The organism is Georgenia sp. Z1344 (genome assembly GCF_057652375.1).
On record NZ_CM172728.1, the window covers coordinates 749,741 to 773,617 of the forward strand.

Sequence of the window (23,877 nt, forward strand, 5' to 3'; positions counted from 1 at the left end):
GTCACCCCCGCACCGCCCCGGGCTACTCGAGGATCGCGCCGCGCGAGGCGGACTGGACGAGCTTCTGGTACTTGCCGAGCACACCCGTGGTGAAGCGCGGGGCGACGGGCTCCCAGGAGGCGCGGCGGCGCTCGAGCTCGTCGTCGTCGACCAGGAGGTCGAGGGTGCCGGTGCCGACGTCGAGGCGGATCCGGTCGCCGTTCTCGACGAACGCGATCGGCCCGCCGTCGGAGGCCTCGGGCGCGACGTGCCCGACGCACAGGCCCGTGGTCCCGCCGGAGAACCGGCCGTCGGTCATGAGCAGGACGGACTTGCCGAGGCCGGCGCCCTTGATCGCGCCGGTGATGGCGAGCATCTCGCGCATGCCGGGGCCGCCCTTGGGCCCCTCGTACCGGATGACGACGACGTCGCCGTCCGTGATCGTGCCGTCCGCGAGGGCGTCCATCGCGTGCCGCTCCCGCTCGAACACGCGCGCGGTGCCCTCGAAGACGTCGGACTCGAAGCCGGCGGACTTGACGACCGCACCCTCCGGGGCGAGCGAGCCGTGGAGGATCGTGATTCCGCCGCGCTTGGCGATCGGGTCGTTCATGTAGTGGATGATCTTGCCGTCCGGGTCCGGGGGCGAGAGCTCCTCGAGGTTCTCGGCGATCGTCTTCCCGGTGACCGTCATGCAGTCCCGGTTGAGCATGCCGGCCTCGTCGAGCGCCTTGAGGACGACGGGCACGCCGCCGACCTTGTCGATGTCGTTCATGACGTACTTCCCGAACGGCTTGACGTCGCCGAGGTGCGGGACGTTGGCGCTCATCCGCTCGAAGTCGGCGAGGGTGAGGTCGACGTCGGCCTCGTGCGCGATGGCGAGCAGGTGGAGCACGGCGTTGGTCGAGCCGCCGAAGGCCATGACCACGGCGATCGCGTTCTCGAACGCCTCCTTGGTCATGATGTCCCGCGCGGTGATCCCCTGCCGGAGCAGCTCGACGACGGCCTCACCCGCGGCGAACGCAGAGGTGTCGCGGCGGCGGTCGACGGCGGGCGGCGCAGCCGAGCCCGGGAGGGACATGCCCATGGCCTCGGCCACCGACGCCATGGTGTTGGCCGTGTAGAAACCGCCGCAGGCACCCTCGCCCGGGCAGATCGCCTTCTCGATGGCCGTGACGTCCTCGCGGGACATGAGGCCGCGCGCGCAGGCGCCGACCGCCTCGTACGCGTCGATGATCGTCACCTCGCGCTCCTCGCCGGTGGAGAGGCGGGCGTAGCCGGGCATGATCGAGCCGGCGTAGACGTACACGCTGGCGAGGTCGAGACGCGCGGCGGCCATGAGCATGCCGGGCTCGGACTTGTCGCAGCCGGCGAGCAGGACCGAGCCGTCGAGGCGTTCGGCCATCATCACGGTCTCGACCGAGTCGGCGATGACGTCGCGCGAGACGAGTGAGTAGTGCATGCCCTCGTGGCCCATCGAGATGCCGTCGGACACGGAGATCGTGCCGAACTCGAGGGGGTAGCCCCCGTTCGCGTGGACGCCCTCCTTCGCCTTCTTCGCGAGGCGGTCGAGAGACAGGTTGCAGGGGGTGATCTCGTTCCACGAGCTGGCCACCCCGATCTGGGGCTTGGCGAAGTCGTCGTCGCCGAGACCGACGGCGCGCAGCATGCCGCGCGCGGCGGTGGCCTCGATGCCGTCCGTGACCTGACGTGAGCGTGGCTTGATGTCGGGCGTGGCGTCGGTGCTCATGCTCGCGAGTCTAGGACCCGGGACACCAAGGGCGCGGGCCGGCGCCGTCGCCAGAGTGCGCTTCACGTACCAGGGACGGACCTGGCGCCGTCCCGGGGGCCGAGCTATCCGGACACGGCCCTCACGGGGTTCGTCAGCGACCCGAGACCGCCCACCGACACCGTCACCGAGTCGCCGTCGACAAGCGGGCCGACTCCGGCGGGAGTCCCCGTCATGAGGATGTCCCCGCGTTCAAGTCCCATGAATCGACTGACGTACTCGATGAGGAATGAGATGTCGAAGATGAGGTCGCGAGTCCGGCCACTCTGCCTCGTCTCACCCGACACGGTGCAGCTGACCTCGATGTCGGACGGATCCAGGTCGGTGTCGATCCACGGACCGACGGGGCAGAACGTGTCAAAGCCCTTTCCTCTTGTCCATTGGCCGCCCGGATCGGACTTCTGGATGTCGCGCGCGGTGACGTCGTTGCCGCACGTGTAACCACCTACGTAGGAGAGAGCGTCCGTCGCCGATACCTGAAACGCATCGGAACCCATCACGACGACGAGCTCTGCCTCGTGATCGACCCGCGAGGATTCCGGCGGGAGATTGATCGTGGCGCCCGGACCGATCACGGTGGAAGGCGGCTTGAGGAACAGGAGCGGCGCGGTCGGCACATCGTTGCCGAGCTCCTCGGCGTGCGCACGGTAGTTGCGCCCGACGCAGACGACGGCACGGGGGTGGACCGGGGCGAGCAGAGGAACGCCGTCGAGATCTCCCACCGACCGTCCGGTCGCCTCCAGGTCGACGAACGGGGTACCGGTTGCGGCACGCACGGTCTCACCGTCAACTATTCCCCATGCCGGCCGACCGGAGTCGACATATCGAACGATGCGCATGCTGTCCTCTCCGTCGATGCAGATGACCCGGGTACGCGAAAGGCCCCCACCGGTGTGGTGGGGGCCTTTCGGTAATGGTGTGTACGGCGGTGTCCTACTCTCCCGCACGGTCTCCCGTGAAGTACCATCGGCGCTGAGGGGCTTAGCTTCCGGGTTCGGAATGGGACCGGGCGTTTCCCCCTCGCTATTGCCGCCGTAACCTGGCGGAACCAATCATCCAATTATCAACCCCAACAAACCAGCCTTCCCCCGATCGGGGTGGCCTGGTCTGGGGGTGGGTGGTTCCAGAACCGTACAGTGGACGCGCAATGTTGATGTGTTGTGCTCATTGTTCTCAACAGCCACCACACACAGTTCGTGTGGGGTGTGGTGTTGGAAGTTGTCGGCCAATTAGTACCGGTCAGCTTCACGACTTTCGCCGCTTCCACATCCGGCCTATCAACCCCATGGTCTATAGGGGGCCTTCCCACCAAAGGTGGTGGAAACCTCATCTTGAAGCAGGCTTCCCGCTTAGATGCTTTCAGCGGTTATCCCTCCCGAACGTAGCCAACCAGCCATGCTCCTGGCGGAACAACTGGCACACCAGAGGTTCGTCCGTCCCGGTCCTCTCGTACTAGGGACAGCCCTTCTCAAGTTTCCTGCGCGCGCAGCGGATAGGGACCGAACTGTCTCACGACGTTCTAAACCCAGCTCGCGTACCGCTTTAATGGGCGAACAGCCCAACCCTTGGGACCTACTCCAGCCCCAGGATGCGACGAGCCGACATCGAGGTGCCAAACCATGCCGTCGATATGGACTCTTGGGCAAGATCAGCCTGTTATCCCCGGGGTACCTTTTATCCGTTGAGCGACGGCGCTTCCACAAGCCACCGCCGGGTCACTAGTTCCGACTTTCGTCCCTGCTCGACATGTCTGTCTCGCAGTCAAGCTCCCTTGTGCACTTGCACTCAACACCTGATTGCCAACCAGGCTGAGGGAACCTTTGAGCGCCTCCGTTACTCTTTAGGAGGCAACCGCCCCAGTTAAACTACCCACCAGGCAATGTCCCTGATCCGGATCACGGACCGAGGTTAGACGCTAGTAACGACCAGAGTGGTATTTCAACGATGACTCCACACACACTGGCGTGCATGCTTCACAGTCTCCCACCTATCCTACACAAGCCGTAACCAACACCAATACCAAGCTATAGTAAAGGTCCCGGGGTCTTTCCGTCCTGCTGCGCGTAACGAGCATCTTTACTCGTAATGCAATTTCGCCGAGTTCATGGTCGAGACAGCGGAGAAGTCGTTACGCCATTCGTGCAGGTCGGAACTTACCCGACAAGGAATTTCGCTACCTTAGGATGGTTATAGTTACCACCGCCGTTTACTGGGGCTTAAATTCTGAGCTTCACCCCAAAGGGTTGACCCGTCCTCTTAACCTTCCAGCACCGGGCAGGCGTCAGTCCGTATACATCGTCTTGCGACTTCGCACGGACCTGTGTTTTTAGTAAACAGTCGCTTCTCCCTGGTCTCTGCGGCCCGCCAGGCTCACACCCGCAAGTGGTGATCACCCATAGGGCCCCCCTTCTCCCGAAGTTACGGGGGCATTTTGCCGAGTTCCTTAACCATGATTATCTCGATCGCCTTAGTATTCTCTACCTGACCACCTGAGTCGGTTTAGGGTACGGGCGGCTAGTCCCTCGCGTCGAGGCTTTTCTTGGCAGCAGAGGATCACCACTTTCCACCATACGGTGTCATCATCCGGCCTGAGGCAATATGAGACACGGATTTACCTGTGTCTCGCCCTGCACCCTTGAACGATCCAAGCCATTAGGATCGCGCGGCTACCTTCCTGCGTCACCCCTGTTAATACGCTTACCTACTACCGGATCGGGTCCCACGCGCCCCACCATCTCGCCCCGAAGGGCAATGACGGTGGTTTGGGTGGTTAGCATCACCGGACTCGGTATGGGCGGTCCTTCGCCGGTCACGGGAATATCAACCCGTTGTCCATCGACTACGCCTGTCGGCCTCGCCTTAGGTCCCGACTAACCCAGGGCGGATTAACCTGGCCCTGGAACCCTTGGTCATTCGGCGGACGGGGTTCTCACCCGTCATTCGCTACTCATGCCTGCATTCTCACTCGCGTAGGATCCACCACTGGGTCACCCCGCAGCTTCACCTCCCACGCGACGCTCCCCTACCCACCACAACCCCTGAACCAAGGCTAGGGACATGCTGTGGTGCCACGGCTTCGGCGGTGTGCTTGAGCCCCGCTACATTGTCGGCGCGGAATCACTTGACCAGTGAGCTATTACGCACTCTTTCAAGGATGGCTGCTTCTAAGCCAACCTCCTGGTTGTCACTGCAACTCCACATCCTTTCCCACTTAGCACACGCTTAGGGGCCTTAGCCGATGATCTGGGCTGTTTCCCTCTCGACTACGAAGCTTATCCCCCGCAGTCTCACTGCCACGCTCACACTTACCGGCATTCGGAGTTTGGCTGACGTCAGTAACCTTGTAGGGCCCATCGGCCATCCAGTAGCTCTACCTCCGGCAAGAAGCACGCAACGCTGCACCTAAATGCATTTCGGGGAGAACCAGCTATCACGAAGTTTGATTGGCCTTTCACCCCTACCCACAGGTCATCCCCTCAGTTTTCAACCTAAGTGGGTTCGGTCCTCCACACGCTCTTACACGTGCTTCAACCTGCCCATGGGTAGATCACTTCGCTTCGGGTCTAGAACGCGCGACTAATGCGCCCTGTTCGGACTCGCTTTCGCTACGGCTTCCCCACACGGGTTAACCTCGCCACACGCCACTAACTCGCAGGCTCATTCTTCAAAAGGCACGCCGTCACCCCAACAACGGAGGCTCCGACGGATTGTAAGCATCCGGTTTCAGGTACTATTTCACTCCCCTCCCGGGGTACTTTTCACCTTTCCCTCACGGTACTAGTCCGCTATCGGTCACCAGGTAGTATTTAGGCTTAGCAAGTGGTCTTGCCAGATTCACACCGGATTTCACGGGCCCGGTGCTACTCGGGAACACACCCACACCACACACGCCACGGTACGCCTACAGGGGTCTCACCCTCTACGCCAGGCCTTCCCAGACCTTTCAGCTCCCATAGCACTGCACAGTGCTCCTTCCGGCAGGAAGGAACGGACATGCCCCACAACCCCGCACGCACAACGCCTGCCGGCTATCACGCACGCACGGTTTAGCCTCATCCGCTTTCGCTCGCCACTACTCACGGAATATCTCTTCCTGCGGGTACTGAGATGTTTCACTTCCCCGCGTTCCCTCACACGCCCTATACATTCAGGCGCGCGTGACCACCCATGACGGTGGCCGGGTTCCCCCATTCGGACATCCACGGATCACAGCTCGTTTGCCAGCTCCCCGCGGCTTATCGCAGGCTACAACGTCCTTCATCGGCTCCTGGTGCCAAGGCATCCACCGAATGCTCTTAAAAACTTCCAACCACCACCACACAACCCACATGCGGCAGCTAGTTAAGGAACACAACACTCAACAAAACATACAAAGATGCTCGCGTCCACTGTACAGTTCTCAAACAACCCACCCACACCCACACCCCCACCACCTCAACAGGCAGTGGCTCGGTGAGCAGAGCACCAGAAACAACCAACCCCACAGATCAACCCACCACAAGGGCAGGCGACCCGAATTACGGGGTGAGTGGTCTCAGGACCCAACAGCGCGTGACCATCAAAGATGTTCCACCCATGAGCACCACCCACACCCCCAACAACCGTTGGGCGGACCCGGCCGGCACACTCGGCCAACCAGACAACCCCCAGCGGCAGCTCTCAGGCCACGCACCGGCCCAGGGCCGGACACGAAGCACACGAGCCCCGCGATGCAGGGGTTTGTGGGTGCCAGATGCTCCTTAGAAAGGAGGTGATCCAGCCGCACCTTCCGGTACGGCTACCTTGTTACGACTTCGTCCCAATCGCCAGTCCCACCTTCGACAGCTCCCTCCACAAGGGTTGGGCCACCGGCTTCGGGTGTTACCGACTTTCGTGACGTGACGGGCGGTGTGTACAAGGCCCGGGAACGTATTCACCGCAGCGTTGCTGATCTGCGATTACTAGCGACTCCGACTTCATGGGGTCGAGTTGCAGACCCCAATCCGAACTGAGACCGGCTTTCTGGGATTCGCTCCACCTCGCGGTATCGCAGCCCTTTGTACCGGCCATTGTAGCATGCTTGAAGCCCAAGACATAAGGGGCATGATGATTTGACGTCATCCCCACCTTCCTCCGAGTTGACCCCGGCAGTCTCCCATGAGTCCCCACCACTACGTGCTGGCAACACAGGACAAGGGTTGCGCTCGTTGCGGGACTTAACCCAACATCTCACGACACGAGCTGACGACAACCATGCACCACCTGTATACCAGCCTTACGGGGCACCTATCTCTAGATGTTTCCGGTATATGTCAAGCCTTGGTAAGGTTCTTCGCGTTGCATCGAATTAATCAGCATGCTCCGCCGCTTGTGCGGGCCCCCGTCAATTCCTTTGAGTTTTAGCCTTGCGACCGTACTCCCCAGGCGGGGCACTTAGTGCGTTAGCTACGGCGCGGACCCCGTGGAAACAGGCCCCACACCTAGTGCCCAACGTTTACGGCATGGACTACCAGGGTATCTAATCCTGTTCGCTACCCATGCTTTCGCTCCTCAGCGTCAGTAATGGCCCAGAGACCCGCCTTCGCCACCGGTGTTCCTCCTGATATCTGCGCATTTTACCGCTACACCAGGAATTCCAGTCTCCCCTACCACACTCTAGTCTGCCCGTACCCACTGCAGGCGCGGGGTTGAGCCCCGCGTTTTCACAGCAGACGCGACAAACCGCCTACGAGCTCTTTACGCCCAATAATTCCGGACAACGCTTGCGCCCTACGTATTACCGCGGCTGCTGGCACGTAGTTAGCCGGCGCTTCTTCTGCAGGTACCGTCACTTTCGCTTCTTCCCTGCTGAAAGAGGTTTACAACCCGAAGGCCGTCATCCCTCACGCGGCGTCGCTGCATCAGGCTTTCGCCCATTGTGCAATATTCCCCACTGCTGCCTCCCGTAGGAGTCTGGGCCGTGTCTCAGTCCCAGTGTGGCCGGTCACCCTCTCAGGCCGGCTACCCGTCGACGCCTTGGTAGGCCATTACCCCACCAACAAGCTGATAGGCCGCGAGCCCATCCCTCACCGATAAATCTTTCCACCCCCACCCATGCGAGCAGGAGTCATATCCGGTATTAGCCCCGATTTCCCGAGGTTATCCCGAAGTGAAGGGCAGGTTGCTCACGTGTTACTCACCCGTTCGCCACTGATCCACCCAGCAAGCTGAGCTTCACCGTTCGACTTGCATGTGTTAAGCACGCCGCCAGCGTTCGTCCTGAGCCAGGATCAAACTCTCCGTAAAAGTATCGCACCCACGCCAACCACTAAGGGCCGGACACGGGCGACTATCCATACGAAGACCAACCCAACCCCCACAACGAGAGCCCGGCGATCCCAACCAACCCCACCAACCCCAAGGAAAAGGAGCCAGCAGAGCCAAAAAAACAAACAACAACATGAGAACACCACCCACCCGGCCCACCGATCGGCAGACCAGACACGATGACGCCCCCACATACATGGCATCAAAAACAATCACGCACTGTTGAGTTCTCAAACAACCCACCCACAACACACCAACCCAGAACCTCTAGTTCCAAGCCAGCCACATCAGGGCAACTTGACTATCTTAACCATCTGTTTCTCGGCTGTCAACCTGCTCGTTACGAGCTGGTCTTGGTCGATCTTCAGGATGGCACCGACGCGCACTGACCATTGGCCGGTAGTTGTCGGTGGGCCTTCGGGACCGGCCACCAGCTGGTGTCCGTCTCTCCCGTGCGGGCCTCGTAGAGATTAGGCCGGGCCGATCCCGATGGGCAAGCCGGTGCGCCGTGCGCTCCGTCACAGGGCCGATTTCTCCCGGGGTTGCAACGATTGCTGCCTCGACCTCGGCGCTGACCGGTAGAGATCCTCCCGTCTCGGTCCCGCCCGCAGAGACTCGCCGCGTGGCTGCTCCCCGAGCTACTCCCCGGTGTCGCCATCGATCGCCTCGCGCAGGAGGTCGGCGTGCCCCGCGTGCCGCGCGTACTCCTCGATGAGATGGGTGAGCACCCAGCGGAGAGTCGGCGCCGGTTCGTCTCCGTACACGTTGTGGCGCATCGGTGTCGCCATCGGGTCCGAGCTCTCGGCCGACGTGGGTCCGGCCTCGGAAGCCGGCCCTGTCGTCGACGGTCCGTCCCCCGTCGAGACCTCGTCCCGCGTCGGCACCCGCTCCCCCGCGAGAACGGCATCGACCGACCGGCGGGACCGGTCGACGGCCGCGAGCCACTCGGCCCGCAGGTCGGCACGGGCGCGCCCCTTCGCCGCGTGCCAGTCCCGATCGGGATCGGCGTCCCACTCCTCGTCGGTGGCGGACGTCGGGACGGGCTCTCCCCGCATGCCGTGCGTCAGCCAGAAGTCCTCGACGAAGGCCAGGTGGAGCAGCATCCCGCCGAGCGTCATGGTCGACGGAGCGTGTGTCGCCCCCAGCTGCTCCGGCGACAGCCCCCGGGTCTTCCAGTCGATCGTTCCGCGCAGGTAGTCGAGGAAGCCAAGGAGCGTCCCTGACTCACCGAGCCCGGTCGGCGGCTCGGGTCGCCCGTCCTCGTCGAGCGGCGCGACGTCCGGGTCCACGCCTCCCCAGACCGCGCGGGCACGGGCACCGTTCGTCATGCCCGCACCGTACGCGTGGCCACCAGGACGAAGTGCCTACGGAAAATTGGGACTTACTGCCCAGGACGGACGCTTCCCGGCGGGGAACCATATGCATGTACCCACCCCGCAGCGGTCCACCCGCTGCTCCGAGACAAGGAGCTCGACATGGCCACCACCACCGCCGGCACGCGGACCGCCACCGTCTACCAGGACGACATCATCAAGAGCTCGTCCGCCCGCATCTTCCTCGGGCTGTCCCGCATCGGGATCGGCCTGTACTTCCTCTGGGCATTCCTCGACAAGACGTTCGGCCTGGGGTTCGCCACGCAGTCCGAGAACGCCTGGATCAACGGCGGCACCCCCGCCCAGGGCTACATCAACGGCGTGGCCGTCAACGGCCCCCTCGGCGGCTTCTTCGAGCTGTTCGCCAACCCGTTCGGCGACATCCTGTTCATGGCCGGCCTCCTCGGCCTCGGCGTCGCCCTCGTCAGCGGCGCTGGCCTGAAGATCGCCGCCGTCTCCGGCGCGCTCCTCCTGCTGTTCATGTACCTCGCGCAGCCGCCGTTCGCGGTCGACGCCTCGTCGAACCCCATCCTCGACAGCCACGTCCTCGAGGGCTTCCTCGTGGTCATCCCCGCGCTCACCCTGGCGGGCGACACGATCGGCATCGGCAAGTGGTGGGGCGGCATCGTCGGTAACAGCTGGCTGCGCTGACCGCCTCCCCCGCCGGACCCGCTCCGCACGCACGAAGGGCCCGCCTCCCCCTGGGGAGGCGGGCCCTTCGTCGTCGTCCTTCGGGAGAGGTCACCGCGTCTCGCACGGTGATCTCGTCCGGCGGGCCGGTCCGGCCCGTGAGCCGACCAACCGCTCAGGTCACCTCAGGACGCGAGGCGCCGCTTCGGCGTCGGGCGGGGTCAGATGACCTCGGCCCACGGCTCGCGAGCGCCCTCGGAACCGACCGACGACACCGGCTTCCCGGTGGCGCCCGCCTCGAGCTGCGCCGTCGCGTAGGCCTGCACCTGGCTGGACACGGCCTCGGCCACCCGCGGGTCGAAGACGCCCGGGATGATGAACGACGCGTTGAGCTCCTGAGCCCCCACGACGTCGGCGATCGCCACGGCCGCGACACGCAGCATCTCGCCGTCGATGTGGCTCGCTCCCGCGTCGAGGAGGCCGCGGAACAGGCCCGGGAAGGCCAGCACGTTGTTGATCTGGTTCGGGTAGTCGCTGCGACCGGTCGCGACGACGGCCGCGGTACGGGCGGCCTCCTCCGGGTCCACCTCCGGGTCCGGGTTCGCGAGCGCAAAGACGATCGCGCCGTCGGCCATCGTGGCGATGTCGTCGCCGTCGAGGATCCCCGCCGACGAGACGCCGATGAAGACGTCGGTGCCCGCGAGCCCGTCCTTGAGCGAGCCGTCGAACCCGTCCGGGTTCGTGTTCTCGGCGATCCACTGCCGCTGCGCGCTCGCCTCCTGCTTGCCGGCGTGGAGGGACCCCTCGCGGCCGTAGGCCACGATGTGGCTCGCCCCCTGCGCGGCCAGCAGCTGGATGATCGCGTGGCCCGCGGCGCCGACGCCGGAGATCGCGATCTTCACGTCCTCGAGCTTCTTGTCCACCACGCGCAGCGCGTTGATGAGCGCGGCGAGGACCACGACGGCGGTGCCGTGCTGGTCGTCGTGGAAGACCGGGATGTCGAGCTCGTCGCGCAGGCGGGCCTCGATCTCGAAGCAGCGGGGCGCCGAGATGTCCTCGAGGTTGATGCCGCCGTAGGCCGGTGCGATCGCCTTGACGATCGAGATGATCTCCTCGGTGTCCTTCGTGTCGAGCGCGACGGGCCACGCGTCGACGTTGGCGAACTCCTTGAACAGCGCCGCCTTGCCCTCCATCACGGGCAGCGAGGCCTCGGGGCCGATGTCGCCGAGCCCGAGGACCGCCGTCCCGTCGGTGACGACAGCGACCGTGTTGCGCTTGATCGTCAGGCGGCGCGCGTCCTCCTTGTTGGCGGCGATCGCCTTGCAGACGCGGGCGACGCCCGGGGTGTAGGCGCGCGAGAGGTCACGACGCGTGCGCAGCGGGACCTTCGAGGTCACCTCGATCTTGCCGCCGATGTGCAGCAGGAACGTCGAGTCCGACACCTTGGACACGCTCGCGCCGTCGACGGACTCGATCGCGGCGCGGACCCGCTCGAGGTGCTCGCCGTCGATCGTGTCCGCGGTGATGTCGACCGTGATGCCGTCGGCGCTCGAGTGGACGACGTCGACGCCCATCACGGTGCCCCCCGCCGAGGCCACGGCACTCACGACCTCCGCGGTCGCCTGCGGCGAGGTGCCGACCAGCACTCGCAGGGTCGTGGTGTAGGACGGACTGGGCACTGCCATAGGGACCTCCGTGGTCAGAGAATGCGGGTGCTACGTGGGTCAGTCTGCCGCAGGGACGACAGATCCGGTGTCGATCAGGCCTGGACGCGCTCGAGGACGAGCTCCTTGACCCGCGCGGCGTCCGCCTGGCCGCGGGTGGCCTTCATGACCGCGCCGATGACGGCGCCGATCGGCCCGAGGTTGCCGGAGCGGATCTTCTCGGCGATGTCCGGCTGCGCGGCCAACGTCTCGTCGATGACGGCGAGCAGCGGGCCGTCGTCGGAGACGACCGCGAGACCGCGGGCCTCGACGACCTCGGTCGGCGAGCCCTCTCCGGCCAGCACGCCCTCGAGCGCCTGGCGGGCGAGCTTGTCGTTGACCCGACCGGAGTCGACGAGCCCCTGGAGCTCGGCGACCTGCTCCGGCGTCACGCCCACGGAGTCGAGCTCGACGCCGCGCGAGTTCGCGACGCGGGCGAGCTCGCCCATCCACCACTTGCGGGCGGCCGCGGGCGTGGCGCCGGCGGTGACGGTGGACTCGATGAGGTCGAGCGCGCCGGCGTTGACCGCGTCGCGCATCTCCGGCTCCGAGAAGCCCCACTCCCCGATGAGCCGACGACGACGAACGGCCGGCAGCTCCGGGAGGGCCGCCCGGAGCTCCTCGACCCACTCGCGCGACGGCGCGACGGGCACGAGGTCGGGCTCGGGGAAGTAGCGGTAGTCCTCGGCGTCGGACTTCACGCGGCCCGGCGAGGTGGTGCCGGTGTCCTCGTGCCAGTGCCGCGTCTCCTGGGTGACGGTGCCGCCCGCGGCGAGGACCGCCGCCTGGCGCTGGATCTCGTGGCGCACGGCCCGCTCGATCGACCGGAAGGAGTTGACGTTCTTCGTCTCGGTGCGCGTGCCCAGCGGCGCGTCCGGGGACTCGCGCAGGGAGACGTTGACGTCGGCGCGGACGTTGCCGCGCTCCATCCGCGCCTCGGAGACGCCGAGGGCCCGGAAGATGTCCCGGAGCGACTGGACGTAGGCCCGCGCGACCTCGGGAGCCCGTGCGCCGGTGCCGACGACCGGCCGCGAGACGATCTCGACGAGCGGCACGCCGGCGCGGTTGTAGTCCACGAGCGAGTACTCCGCGCCCTGGATGCGTCCGGTCGACCCTCCGACGTGGGTGTTCTTGCCCGCGTCCTCCTCCATGTGCGCCCGCTCGATGGGGACGACGACCTCGGTGCCGTCCTCGAGCTCGACGGCGAGCTCGCCGTCGTACGCGATCGGCTCGTCCGACTGGGAGGTCTGGAAGTTCTTCGCGAGGTCCGGGTAGAAGTAGTTCTTCCGGGCGAAGCGGCACGACTCCGCGATCTCGCAGCCGAGCGCGAGGCCGATCGTCACGGCGTACCGCACGGCCGTCCCGTTGACCGCCGGCAGTGCACCGGGCAGGCCGAGCGAGACGGGCGTGACGTGCGTGTTGGGCGCGCCGCCGAACTCGTTGAGCGCGCCGTCGAACATCTTGGTCCGGGTGCCCAGCTCGACGTGGACCTCGAGCCCGATGACCGGGTCGAAGCGGCGGATCGCCTCGTCGTAGTCCATGAGGGTGTCGGTCATCGCTGCGCCTCCGTCGGCTCGGTCTCGCCGGTCGTCCCGGTCAGCTCCGGGGCGCGGTCGAGCAGCGACCCGCCCCACCCGCTCGTCAGTGCCCGCTCGAGGGCGCCGCCGGCGCGGTACAGGAGGGCGTCCTGCCGGGCCGGGGCGATGATCTGGAGGCCCACCGGCAGTCCGTCGTCGTCGGACAGTCCCGACGGGAGCGACATCGCGGGCACGCCGGCGAGGTTGGCCGGGATCGTCGCGATGTCGTTGAGATACATCGCCAGGGGGTCGTCGATCTTCTCGCCGATGGGGAAGGCGGTGGTCGGCGCCGTCGGGGAGACGAGGACGTCGACCTGCTCGAACGCGGCCGCGAAGTCGCGCTGGACCACGGTGCGGACCTGCTGCGCGGCCCGGTAGTAGGCGTCGTGGAAGCCTGCGGACAGGGCGTGGGTGCCGAGGATGATCCGGCGCTTGACCTCGTCGCCGAACCCGGCGCCACGGGTCGCCGCCATCACGCGCTCGGCCGTGGCCGGGCCCTCGGCGGGCTCGACGCGCAGGCCGAAGCGCATGCCGTCGAACCGGGCGAGGTTCGAGGACGCCTCCGCGGGCAGGATGAGGTAGTAGGCCGCGAGCGCGTGCTCGAACGACGGCGCCGAGACCTCGTGGATCTCGGCCCCGCCCGCCTCGAGGACCGCGAGCGCCGCGTCGAAGGACGCCTTGACCCCGGACTGGTAGCCCTCGCCGCCGAGCTCACGCACGACGCCGACGCGCAGGCCCTCGAGCTCACCCGTGCGGGCGGCCTCGACGAGACCCGCCACCGGGTCCGTGAGCGAGGTGGCGTCCAGCGGGTCGTGGCCGCCGACGGTCTCGTGCAGGAGCGCGGCGTCGAGAACCGTGCGTGCCACCGGGCCGATCTGGTCGAGCGAGGAGGCCAGCGCGACCGCGCCGTACCGCGAGACGCCGCCGTACGTGGGCTTGACGCCGACGCTGCCGGTCACCGCCGCGGGCTGGCGGATCGAGCCGCCCGTGTCGGAGCCGAGCGCGATCGGCGCCTGGAACGAGGACACCGCCGCGGCCGAACCACCGCCCGAGCCGCCGGGGATGCGGGTGAGGTCCCACGGGTTACGGGTGGGTCCGAACGCCGAGTGCTCGGTGGACGAGCCCATCGCGAACTCGTCGAGGTTCGTCTTGCCGAGGATCGGGAGGCCGGCCGCGCGCAGGCGCGTGACGACGGTGGCGTCGTAGGGCGGGACCCAGCCCTCGAGCATCTTCGAGCCGGCAGTCGTGACCTGGCCGTGGGTGACGATGTTGTCCTTGACCGCGATCGGCACGCCGGTCAGCGGGGCGAGGTCGTCGCCGGCGGCGCGGCGAGCGTCGGCGTCGCGCGCGGAGGCCAGCGCCTTCTCGGCGGAGACGTCGAGGTAGGCGTGGACGGAGGCGTCGACGGCGGCGGTGCGCCCGAGGTGGGCCTCGGTCAGCTCGACGGAGCTCACCTCGCCGGCGGCGAGGGCGGCCGCCTGCTCGGCGGCGGACATGCGGGTCAGGTCGCTCATGCTTCCTCCCCCAGGATCTGCGGCACGAGGAACTGGTCGTCCTCGGAGGCGGGCGCGGCGGCGAGGACCTCGCCGAGGTCGAGACCCTGGGTGGGCTCGTCCTCGCGGAACACGTTGACGAGCGGCAGCGGGTGCGAGGTCGGCGGCACGTCCGGCGTGGCGATCTCGGAGACGCTCTCCACGGCCTGGGTGATGACCTCGAGCTCGCCGGCGAGACGCTCGATCTCGTCCGGGGTCAGCTCGATACGGGCGAGCGCCGCGACGCGCGCGACCTCGGCTGAGTCGAAAGAGGGCATGCCCGGAGTCTAGGTGTTCCGGGAGGGCGGGCGGCCCGGTCGTCCGGGTGGGCGGGCGGCGGCCCGGTGCCCGGGAGGCCCGGTCGTCCGGGCGGTCGGCCCGGTCGTCCGGCGGCCCGCCTACGCTGGCGACCATGCCGCGCACCGCCCTCGCCGCCCTCACCGGGACCGCCGTCCGCATCGCCGCCGCGACCGCCGCCGTCCAGCTGACCGCGGCGGGCGGCATCATGGCCGTCGACCACCTGCGCAAGCTGCGCGAGCCGCTCTCGGGAGAGTTCCCGGCCACCGAGCCCGTCGACCTCGACGTCCACGGCTCGCAGATGAAGGTCTTCACCTACGGCCAGGACCTCTACGACGACATGCTTGCCGAGATCGAGGGCGCCACCGAGTCGATCTTCTTCGAGACGTTCATCTGGAAGCGCGACGATACGGGGAAGCGGTTCAAGGAGGCGCTCGAGGCGGCGGCGCGGCGCGGCGTGGACGTCTACGTCGTCTTCGACTCGTGGGGGAACCTCAACCAGGGCCTGCACTTCTACCGGTTCGCCGACCTCCCCCACCTGCACGTGCGGCGGTTCCCACTCATTCGCCCCGGCCTGCTCATCGGGAACCTCCGCCAGACCGGGCGGGACCACCGCAAGCTCCTCGTCGTCGACGAGTCCACGGGGTACATCGGTGGGTACAACATCGGCGACCTGTACGCGACGACCTGGCGCGACACCCACCTGCGTGTGCGAGGGCCGGCGGTGTGGGAGCTGACCAACGCGTTCGTCGACTTCTGGAACGACCACCGCACGAAGAAGCAGCCCGAGCTCCCCGACCCCGGCGCCCGCGAGTGGCTCGCCCAGATCGAGGGCCGGTCGAACACCCCGCACCGGATGCTGTTCCCCGTGCGCGGCATGTACCTCGACGCGCTCGACCGCGCCGTGGAGTCCGTCGACATCACGATGGCCTACTTCATCCCCGACCGGGAGATCCTGCGGGCGCTGACCGCCGCCGCGCGTCGGGGGGTGCGGGTCCGCGTCATCATCCCGCACCGCACCAACCACGTCCTCGCCGACTGGGTCTCGCGCCCCTACTACGACGACCTCCTCGAGGCCGGGGTCGAGCTGTGGCTGTTCAAGGACGCGATGGTGCACGCGAAGACGATGTCCGTCGACGGCCGGTGGACGACGATCGGGACCGCGAACATCGACCGGATGTCGCTCCAGGGCAACTTCGAGGTCAACCTCGAGATCCACGACGACGGGCTCGCCGAGCACATGGAGCGCGTGTTCGCGACCGACCTGACGAACTCGATGCCGCTCACCCTCGAGGAGTGGCGGGCACGCGACTGGTGGCGTCGCCCGTTGGAGCGCATCGTCCGCCCCCTGGGCCCCCTGCTCTGACCCCTCCTTCGTCGAGATTGATCCTTCTATGTTTCGTCAAGCGGCCATGGTGGGTTCGGGGGTGCTGTTGAGGGTGCGGTAGATGCGGCGGGCGAGGTAGCGCTTGAGGCAGCGGCGGATCTCGGCCTTGGTGCGGTGCTCGCCGGCGCGGCGTTCGACGTAGGCGCGGGTCTCGGGGTCGTGACTCATCCGGGTCACGACCGCGGTATGCAGGACGCGGTTGAGTTGCCGGTCGCCCCCGCGGTTGAGGCGGTGTCGCACGGTGTTGCCCGAGGAGGCCGGGATCGGGCTGACCCCGGCCAGGGCCGCGAACGCGGCCTCGGAACGCAACCGGCCCGGGTGGGAGAACACGGTCAGTGACACGGCCGCGGTGATCGGCCCGACACCATGCATCTCGAGCAGCGGCGCGGCCAGGCTGGACTTGACCAGAACGGTGATGCGCTTCTTGTTCGTGGCGAGCTCGACGTCCAACGCCAGGATCTGGGCGGCCAGGCGGACGGCCTCGCTGCGGGCGGTCGCGGTGGCGATGTCCTCATCGCGCTCGCGCCACCGGCTGATCATGGCGATCACCTTCTTGCCCGGGGCCCGGCGCGCATCGATACCCAGGTCGCTGACGCGCAGCAGCGCGGTCAACGCGTTCGTGGCCGCGGTACGCTCACTGTTCATCTGCTCGCGGGCGGTGAGCAGGACCCGCAGCGCGGCCCGGACCCCACTAGCGGCGCGGAGGTGCCGCAGCCGGCTGACCTGAAGCGGGAGGACCGCGGCCGCGATGCGGTAGGCATCCAGGGCATCGGACTTACCCACGCCCCGGTTCCCGCGCGGGTTCATCCGCGCGGCCTCCACGACCTGATAGCCGGCGTCCTGGACAACGCCGGCCAGGGTCGCGCCGTAGGACGCGGCGCCCTCGATGACCCACAACGCGGCCATATCGGCCCCGGTACGGCGAGCGGCCCAGGCGATCGCGCGGGCCATACCCGCAGGCGTGGTCGGGAACTGGGCAGAATCGATCAGCTCGCCGCGGGCGGCCAGCACCGCCAACGAATGGGTCTGAGCGTGGGTATCGACCCCGATGACGAACGGATGGGAGTGCGCGACGATAGCCATAGCGGCCTGATGTCCTTCCTACCAATGAGTGAATGGTCCGGCCGCTGGTGGCCGGTGCCGTTCTGGGTAGGAGTCACCTCGGGACAACACTGTGACGAGTCACGCCACACCAGTGGCGGACAACCTTCTGATCAGGTCTCCGAGATGGGCCAGGACGGTGCCGGCCACCCCACCCATGGGCGGACAGATCAATCTCCAGACACCCCCAACAAGGGGTCTGCGGTTCGCCGAGTCACACCCACGAGCGGAACGACCAACCACCACCCTGCCAGCCAGTCCCAGACCAGCCACCCCCACACTCACAGCGGTTGGTCGTCGTCGAGATTGCGGCTTAGCGACGTCCCCATGTGTCGAGAGTGCGGTTGAGCCGCGCTTCCACGTGTCGAGAGTGCGGGTGAGGTGGCGTGTCGGGCACGCACGCGCGCACCACAGGCACGGTGCTGACCGACTTACCCACAGGCCAGGGTCCCCGACACCCTGAGGGGCCCTCACTGTCGGGAGAGTCTTCGCATGGAACTTCCTGGATGGCAGCCCCCGCCGCTCCCACATGTCTGGGCACGGACGAACGACGGGACGGTCCAGCTCTCCCCGTCACCGCGCTCGGGCACTCCCACCCTCGCGCCAAGCACGCCCGCGGACGACCCGGCAACCGCACCGCTCCCGCGTCCGGCGCCGGTGAGGTTGCGCCGCGGTGCGGTCGCGGCAGTACCAGAGATGACCGAGCGCGCGGAACGGGCTCGTCTCGAGCACCGGGCCAGGATCGTCGCTGTGCACCACAAGCTGTCGACGCCGCACGCGTTCACGCTGAGCTCGGCCGCCATCCTGCACGGTCTCCGAACGCTCAGCATCCCCGACCGGGTACACGTCCTCATCAGCCAGGGACGGGCTACTGAAAGCGCGGTCGACGTCGAACGTCATCGATTCGCGCACTCGACCGACGAGCTCACGACCGTTCATGGTCTCCCGGTGACGACACCTCGGCGGACCGTACTCGATGCCGCTCGCTTCACTGCCGCGCAGGAGGCACTTGTCGTCGTCGATCATCATCTCGCGATCGTCAGCAGCGCCGATCGATGCGACCGTGTGCGGGTCGAGGCCGAGGCCCGGCAGGAGCGCCGTGCCCTGCTGGCCGAGATCGACCGACTACCCCGGGGCACTCGTGGAAAGCTCCGCGCCCGCGCCGTGATCGAGTGGTCGAGCCCCTGGTCCGAGTCCGCCTTCGAGTCCGTCGTCCGTTGGATCATCCTCACCTGGGGCCGCCGCGACGTCGTGCCACAGCTCGAGATCTGGTGCGGCGAGAAGGTGTACTTCGTGGACCTCGCGCTCAGGATCGGCACACTGCCGGACGGCAGTCCGCGCTGGCTGCTCATCGAGTTCGATGGGGAGATCAAGTACTCGGGCGACGACGACGAGGTCGCGGACGTACTCGCGCGCCAGGAGGCTCGCGAACAGGATCTCCTGGCGGCCGGTCACGAGATCGTGCGTTTCCGTGCGATACAGGTCGGACATCCGATCGAGGTCGTGACCACGCTGGCGAGCGCGGTCGGCACAGAGGAGTTCGTCGCGCGCGAACCCGTCCTCGAACTGATGCCGACCGCGCGCCGGCGAGCTCGCCGCCAACGCTCGCCGGGCCGACGCCCGGTCCACTGAACCGCACTCTCGACCAATGAAGGTGAGCGTGCATTTGCTGACCCGCACTCTCGACCAGGGAAGGGTCAGGCGGGTGGGAGGGCTGCGTCGAGGCCGCCCTCGAGAAGCGTGACGAAGCCGGCCTCGTCGAGCACCGGGACGCCGAGCTCGCGCGCCTTCGTCTCCTTCGAGCCCGCGTTCTCCCCGGCCACCACCACGTGCGTCTTCTTCGAGACCGAGCCTGACGCCTTGCCGCCGCGCGCGAGGATCGCCTCCTTCGCCGAGTCCCGCGTGAACCCCTCGAGCGACCCGGTGACCACCACCGTCACACCCTCGAGAGTGCGGGGCGCCGACTCGTCGACCTGCTGCTCGGTCCGCACGCCGGCGGCCCGCCACCGCTCGACGATCTCGCGGTGCCAGGCGGCGTCCACGCTGTCGACGTCGTCGCTGCCGACATCGTCCCCCTCACCCGCACTCTCGACCACGGAGGGGGCGTCAGCCGCGCCCTCATCCGCACTCTCGACCACAGCAGCGTCGCCATCCACACCCTGAGCCGCACTCTCGACGTCAGAGGAGTCGTCGTCCGCACGCGCAACGACGCCGCCGTGGTACCAGGCGAGCACGGACTGCGCGATCGTCGGCCCCACGCCGTCGACCTCGGCGAGCCGCTCCAGCGGGGCGGAGAAGATCGCCTCGAGCGAGCCCATCTCGGTGGCCAGGGCACGCGCCGCCGTCGGGCCGACGTGCCGGATCGACAGGGCGACGATCACCCGCCAGAGGTCCTTGTCCTTCGCCTCGGCGAGTCCGGCGATCAGCTTCTCGGTGGTGCCGGACGGGCGCGGCTCGACCACCTCGTCGTCCTTGGTCTTGAAGCGCTTGACCTGCCGCTGCGTCCAGAACACGCGGCGCAGCACCCAGTTCCCCGTCGGCACGAACGCGGAGCTCCCGGACTCCTCGTCGCGTGCGAGCTCGGGCCGGTAGGCGAACACGTCGCGCAGGTCGTCGGCGGTGAGGTCGAACAGGCCCGCCTCGTTGGCGAGCACGGGCTCCTGCGGCGGCGGCACGTCCTCGGCGGACGTCACCTCACCGGCCTCGGTCACGAGCGCGAACCCCGCGGCGACGGCGGCGAGCGCCGGCTCCCGCCCGCCCGTGGGCCCGCCCGGTGCGTCCGGCTCCCGCGTGGCGTCGGGGTTGGTCAGCGCGAGCGCCGTCTCGTACCCGAGCGCCTCGATGTCGAACGCACCCCGCGAGCCGACGTGCTCGACCCGCTCGGTCAGCTGCGCCGGGCACGAGCGGGAGTTGGGGCAGCGCAGGTCGACGTCGGCCTCCTTCGCCGGCGCGAGGCGCGTCCCGCAGCTCGGGCACTGCGCCGGCATGACGAACTCGACCTCGCTCCCGTCCCGCAGGTCGACCACCGGCGCCACCACCTCGGGGATGACGTCGCCGGCCTTGCGCAGCACCACGGTGTCCCCGATGAGCACACCCTTGCGCGCCACCTCGGAGGCGTTGTGCAGGGTCGCCATCGCCACCGTCGAGCCCGCCACGAGCACGGGCTCCATCACCGCGTAGGGGGTCACTCGACCGGTGCGGCCCACGTTGACGCGGATGTCGAGCAGCTTCGTCGTCACCTCCTCGGGCGGGAACTTGTAGGCCACCGCCCAGCGCGGGACCCGCGAGGTGTGGCCGAGGCGGCGCTGAAGCGCGCGGTCGTCCACCTTGACCACCACGCCGTCGATCTCGTGGGCGCCCTCGTGCCGGGCCGCGCCGCGCTCGGCGATGTACCGCTCGACCGCCGAGCGGCCGGAGAGCAGCTGCGTCGCCTCCGAGACCGGCAGCCCCCAGGAGGCGAGGAGCTCGTAGAAGCCGTGCTGCGTCGTCGGGTTCTCGAAGTCGTCCCCCGGCACGACCGCCCCAACCCCGTGGGCGAGGAAGTCGAGCGGCCGCGACGCCGTCACCCGCGGGTCCTTCTGCCGCAGCGACCCGGCCGCCGAGTTGCGCGGGTTGGCGAACGGCGCCTTGCCGGACTCGACGAGGGCGGCGTTGAGCTCGGCGAACGCGGCGACGGGGAAGAACACCTCGCCGCGGACCTCCATGCTCGCCGGGTGCGGCCCGCCGGTCAGCACCTGCGGCACGGTCTCGAGCGTGCGCACGTTGAGGGTGACGTCCTCGCCGGTCACGCCGTCCCCGCGGGTGGCGGCGCGCACGAGCCGGCCGGCCTCGTAGGTGAGGTTGACGGCGAGCCCGTCGACCTTGACCTCGCAGGTGACGGGGACGTCGGGCGCCTCGTCGGCCTCCGCGCCGGTCGCGTCGCTCACCTCGGCGCCGATGCGGGCGAACCACTCGGCGAGCTCCTCGAGCGAGAAGACGTCCTCGAGGGAGTACAGGCGCTCGGCGTGGGTGACGGCGGCGAAGTCGGTGGAGTATGTGCCGCCGACCGACTGGGTCGGCGAGTCCGGCGTGCGCAGGTCCGGACGGGCGGCCTCGAGGGACTCGAGCTCGCGGTAGGCGGCGTCGTACTCCGCGTCCGCAAGGGTCGGCGCGTCGCGCATGTAGTACGCCCACCGCGCGGCCTCGACCTGCTCGACCAGCTCGGTCCAGCGCTGCCGCTCCTCGGCGCTCGCGGGCTCGGTGCCCTGCGCGTCCGCGTCCGGCGTCGTCGTCCCCGTCTCGCTCATGGGGACATCCTTGCGCAGGCCGCCCACACGGGTGGACGGGGCCGGCCGGCAGTGCCACGGTCTCCACGAGGACCACCCAGGACCACGCCCGACGACGACGAACCCCCGGTCCGCCCGCGCCCCGCCCGGCGACCGGCCGACACGCACCCGCACGACGATGTCGAGAACCGGCCGGCGGCTCCGTCCCCCGGGTGACGCGGCCGACCCGGGCCGCACCGATGAGAAGGAGTACCGAGATGGCCAAGTACCTCATGCTCAAGCACTACCGCGGCGCCCCGACCCCGGCGAACGCCGCCCCGATCAGCGAGTGGACGGAGGCCGAGATGGACGCGCACTTCGCCTACTGCGACGCCTACGTCGAGCGTCTGCGCGCGAGCGGCGAGCTCGTCGACAGCCAGGCGCTGTCCCCCGAGGGCTCGTGGGTCCGGTTCGACGGCGAGGGGCGCCCGCCGCGCACCGACGGCCCGTTCGCCGAGACGAAGGACCTCGTGGCGGGCTGGGTGATCGTCGACGTCGAGACCCACGAGCGGGCCCTCGAGCTGGCCGGCGAGCTCTCGGCGGCGCCCGGGAAGGGCGGTGAGCCGCTCGGCGAGTGGCTCGAGCTGCGCCCGTTCGTCGCGCCGGCCGTCACGTCCGCCGAGGCGGCGGAGATCATCACCCGCGAGGCCCGCTGACCGTGGGTGACGACGTGCCGGACGAGGACCTGCTGCGACGGCTCACCCCCGACGTGCTGCGGGCTCTCGTCCGGCGCGGCGCCGACTTCGCCTCCGCCGAGGACGCCGTGCAGGAGGCGCTCCTCACGGCGTGGCGCACGTGGCCGGACGACCCGCCGCGGGACCCGCGCGCCTGGCTCGTCACGGTGGGGTGGCGCGCGTTCCTCGACGCCACGCGGTCGGAGGTGTCGCGGTCCCGGCGCGAGGAGGTCGTCGACGCCGAGCCGCTCCCCGGTCCCGCGTCCGGGGTCGACGACTCGCTGTGGCTGTACTTCCTGTGCGCGCACCCCTCGCTCACGCCGTCCTCCGCCGTCGCACTCACGCTGCGGGCGCTCGGCGACCTGACCACCCGGCAGATCGCCGAGGCCTACCTCGTGCCCGAGTCGACGATGGCGCAGCGCATCAGCCGCGCCAAGCGCACGGTCGCCGAGGTGCGGCTCGACGAGGCCGGGTCGGTGACGACCGTCCTGCGCACCCTCTACCTCGTGTTCAACCAGGGGTATGCGGGCGACGTCGACCTGGCGGCCGAGGCGATCCGGCTCGCGCGTCAGCTGGCCGCGGTCAGCGACGAGCCCGAGGTGCGCGGGCTGCTCGCGCTCATGCTGCTCCACCACGCGCGGCGGGACACCCGCACCGGACCCGACGGTCGGCTCGTCCCCCTCACCGAGCAGGACCGGTCCCGCTGGGACGGGGCGGCGATCGCCGAGGGCGTCGCGCTCCTGCAGTCTGCCCTCGCGCGGGACCGCCTCGGCGAGTACCAGGCCCAGGCCGCGATCGCCGCGCTGCACGCCGACGCCGCGAGCGCCGAGGAGACCGACTGGGTCCAGATCGTCGAGTGGTACGACGAGCTGGTGGCCCTCACCGACAACCCCGTGGCCCGGCTCGGCCGCGCGATCGCCGTGGGCGAGGCCGACGGTCCGCAAGCCGGGCTCGCGGCGCTGGCCGCGATCGACGCGGACCTCCCCCGCCGCACCGCCGCCGAGGCGTACCTCCGACGCCGGGCGGGCGAGCCCGCGGCGGCCGCCCGGCTCTACGACGAGGCGGCCGAGCGCGCGAGCAGCGTCCCGGAGCGCGACCACCTGCGCCGGGAGGCCGCGCGCGCCCGGGCGGCAGGGACCGGGCGGGTCGCGGGTACCAGGGAGGACACGGGCACCTCGGAGAACGCCGGCACCGACGACGCCGGCCGGGGCGACGAGGGCGGCCCGCCGACGACGTGACCCCGTCGTCG

At 68.3% G+C, this 23,877-nt stretch carries 14 protein-coding genes and 3 rRNA genes; 5 read left to right on the forward strand and 12 right to left on the reverse strand.

Annotated features, from left to right (window positions below; translation table 11 throughout):
• Positions 1 to 22: 22 nt before the first annotated feature.
• The 6 genes from ilvD to AC24FB_RS03375 all read right to left on the reverse strand — a co-directional run bounded on the left by ilvD (position 23) and on the right by AC24FB_RS03375 (position 9,378).
• The gene (ilvD, locus tag AC24FB_RS03350; RefSeq protein WP_425715928.1) at positions 23 to 1,726 is read right to left on the reverse strand and encodes a dihydroxy-acid dehydratase; all 1,704 of its coding nucleotides are present in this window, start codon (positions 1,724 to 1,726) and stop codon (positions 23 to 25) included.
• Between the two features lie 104 nt (positions 1,727 to 1,830).
• The gene (locus tag AC24FB_RS03355) at positions 1,831 to 2,604 is read right to left on the reverse strand and encodes a fumarylacetoacetate hydrolase family protein (RefSeq protein ID WP_425715929.1); all 774 of its coding nucleotides are present in this window, start codon (positions 2,602 to 2,604) and stop codon (positions 1,831 to 1,833) included.
• An 81-nt stretch (positions 2,605 to 2,685) separates the two neighbouring features.
• Positions 2,686 to 2,802 (reverse strand): 5S ribosomal RNA (gene rrf, locus AC24FB_RS03360).
• 172 nt (positions 2,803 to 2,974) lie between these two features.
• Positions 2,975 to 6,074 (reverse strand): 23S ribosomal RNA (locus AC24FB_RS03365).
• A 434-nt stretch (positions 6,075 to 6,508) separates the two neighbouring features.
• Positions 6,509 to 8,029, reverse strand: a 16S ribosomal RNA gene (locus AC24FB_RS03370).
• Together the 16S, 23S and 5S rRNA genes form the textbook arrangement of a ribosomal RNA operon.
• A gap of 659 nt (positions 8,030 to 8,688) precedes the next feature.
• Positions 8,689 to 9,378 carry a DinB family protein gene (locus AC24FB_RS03375; protein ID WP_425715917.1) on the reverse strand — a complete coding sequence of 230 codons (690 nt, stop codon included), beginning with the start codon at positions 9,376 to 9,378 and terminating at the stop codon, positions 8,689 to 8,691.
• A 147-nt stretch (positions 9,379 to 9,525) separates the two neighbouring features.
• Here AC24FB_RS03375 and AC24FB_RS03380 point away from each other — a divergent pair, with 147 nt between their 5' ends.
• Complete coding sequence (locus tag AC24FB_RS03380; RefSeq protein ID WP_425715918.1) at positions 9,526 to 10,074, forward strand: DoxX family protein; 549 nt, start codon at positions 9,526 to 9,528, stop codon at positions 10,072 to 10,074.
• A 200-nt stretch (positions 10,075 to 10,274) separates the two neighbouring features.
• On the opposite strand, the gene AC24FB_RS03385 is transcribed toward AC24FB_RS03380, so the two are convergent.
• The 4 genes from AC24FB_RS03385 to gatC all read right to left on the reverse strand — a co-directional run bounded on the left by AC24FB_RS03385 (position 10,275) and on the right by gatC (position 15,143).
• Positions 10,275 to 11,738 carry an NAD-dependent malic enzyme gene (locus tag AC24FB_RS03385; protein WP_425715919.1) on the reverse strand — a complete coding sequence of 488 codons (1,464 nt, stop codon included), beginning with the start codon at positions 11,736 to 11,738 and terminating at the stop codon, positions 10,275 to 10,277.
• 74 nt (positions 11,739 to 11,812) lie between these two features.
• A complete protein-coding gene (gene gatB, locus AC24FB_RS03390; RefSeq protein ID WP_425715920.1) occupies positions 11,813 to 13,312 on the reverse strand; it encodes an Asp-tRNA(Asn)/Glu-tRNA(Gln) amidotransferase subunit GatB in 1,500 nt (499 codons plus the stop codon).
• Complete coding sequence (gene gatA / locus AC24FB_RS03395) at positions 13,309 to 14,847, reverse strand: Asp-tRNA(Asn)/Glu-tRNA(Gln) amidotransferase subunit GatA (protein WP_425715921.1); 1,539 nt, start codon at positions 14,845 to 14,847, stop codon at positions 13,309 to 13,311. The genes gatB and gatA overlap by 4 nt, the downstream gene beginning before the upstream one ends.
• Positions 14,844 to 15,143 (reverse strand): Asp-tRNA(Asn)/Glu-tRNA(Gln) amidotransferase subunit GatC, encoded by a 300-nt coding sequence (gene gatC / locus AC24FB_RS03400; protein WP_425715922.1) that lies wholly within the window; start codon positions 15,141 to 15,143, stop codon positions 14,844 to 14,846. The genes gatA and gatC overlap by 4 nt, the downstream gene beginning before the upstream one ends.
• A 125-nt stretch (positions 15,144 to 15,268) precedes the next feature.
• On the opposite strand from gatC, the gene AC24FB_RS03405 reads away from it, so the two are divergent.
• Positions 15,269 to 16,528, forward strand: coding sequence for a phospholipase D-like domain-containing protein (locus AC24FB_RS03405; protein WP_487561395.1), 1,260 nt, complete (start codon positions 15,269 to 15,271; stop codon positions 16,526 to 16,528).
• 36 nt (positions 16,529 to 16,564) lie between these two features.
• Here AC24FB_RS03405 and AC24FB_RS03410 read toward each other — a convergent pair whose 3' ends face one another.
• Positions 16,565 to 17,632 (reverse strand): IS110 family RNA-guided transposase, encoded by a 1,068-nt coding sequence (locus AC24FB_RS03410; protein ID WP_425715765.1) that lies wholly within the window; start codon positions 17,630 to 17,632, stop codon positions 16,565 to 16,567.
• Positions 17,633 to 18,346: 714 nt separating this feature from the next.
• On the opposite strand from AC24FB_RS03410, the gene AC24FB_RS03415 reads away from it, so the two are divergent.
• Positions 18,347 to 19,282 carry a type IV toxin-antitoxin system AbiEi family antitoxin gene (locus AC24FB_RS03415; protein ID WP_425714474.1) on the forward strand — a complete coding sequence of 312 codons (936 nt, stop codon included), beginning with the start codon at positions 18,347 to 18,349 and terminating at the stop codon, positions 19,280 to 19,282.
• 65 nt (positions 19,283 to 19,347) lie between these two features.
• Here the strand turns inward: AC24FB_RS03415 and ligA are convergent, their stop codons facing one another.
• Positions 19,348 to 21,936: an NAD-dependent DNA ligase LigA gene (ligA, locus tag AC24FB_RS03420; protein ID WP_425714475.1), complete on the reverse strand. Its 2,589-nt coding sequence runs from the start codon at positions 21,934 to 21,936 to the stop codon at positions 19,348 to 19,350.
• Between the two features lie 236 nt (positions 21,937 to 22,172).
• On the opposite strand from ligA, the gene AC24FB_RS03425 reads away from it, so the two are divergent.
• Together AC24FB_RS03425 and AC24FB_RS03430 are read left to right on the forward strand one after the other, a co-directional pair.
• Positions 22,173 to 22,610 carry a YciI family protein gene (locus AC24FB_RS03425; protein WP_425714476.1) on the forward strand — a complete coding sequence of 146 codons (438 nt, stop codon included), beginning with the start codon at positions 22,173 to 22,175 and terminating at the stop codon, positions 22,608 to 22,610.
• Positions 22,611 to 22,612: 2 nt separating this feature from the next.
• The gene (locus tag AC24FB_RS03430; protein WP_487560969.1) at positions 22,613 to 23,866 is read left to right on the forward strand and encodes an RNA polymerase sigma factor; all 1,254 of its coding nucleotides are present in this window, start codon (positions 22,613 to 22,615) and stop codon (positions 23,864 to 23,866) included.
• Positions 23,867 to 23,877: the final 11 nt, after the last annotated feature.

Coding starts and splice junctions, on each gene's coding strand:
- AC24FB_RS03425 (WP_425714476.1), top strand. CDS start 22,173: ATGGCCAAGTACCTCATGCTCAAGCACTACCGCGGCGCCCCGACCCCG.
- AC24FB_RS03355 (WP_425715929.1), bottom strand. CDS start 2,604: ATGCGCATCGTTCGATATGTCGACTCCGGTCGGCCGGCATGGGGAATA.
- AC24FB_RS03415 (WP_425714474.1), top strand. CDS start 18,347: ATGACCGAGCGCGCGGAACGGGCTCGTCTCGAGCACCGGGCCAGGATC.
- AC24FB_RS03380 (WP_425715918.1), top strand. CDS start 9,526: ATGGCCACCACCACCGCCGGCACGCGGACCGCCACCGTCTACCAGGAC.
- ilvD (WP_425715928.1), bottom strand. CDS start 1,726: ATGAGCACCGACGCCACGCCCGACATCAAGCCACGCTCACGTCAGGTC.
- AC24FB_RS03385 (WP_425715919.1), bottom strand. CDS start 11,738: ATGGCAGTGCCCAGTCCGTCCTACACCACGACCCTGCGAGTGCTGGTC.
- gatB (WP_425715920.1), bottom strand. CDS start 13,312: ATGACCGACACCCTCATGGACTACGACGAGGCGATCCGCCGCTTCGAC.
- gatC (WP_425715922.1), bottom strand. CDS start 15,143: ATGCCCTCTTTCGACTCAGCCGAGGTCGCGCGCGTCGCGGCGCTCGCC.
- AC24FB_RS03410 (WP_425715765.1), bottom strand. CDS start 17,632: ATGGCTATCGTCGCGCACTCCCATCCGTTCGTCATCGGGGTCGATACC.
- gatA (WP_425715921.1), bottom strand. CDS start 14,847: ATGAGCGACCTGACCCGCATGTCCGCCGCCGAGCAGGCGGCCGCCCTC.
- AC24FB_RS03375 (WP_425715917.1), bottom strand. CDS start 9,378: ATGACGAACGGTGCCCGTGCCCGCGCGGTCTGGGGAGGCGTGGACCCG.
- ligA (WP_425714475.1), bottom strand. CDS start 21,936: ATGAGCGAGACGGGGACGACGACGCCGGACGCGGACGCGCAGGGCACC.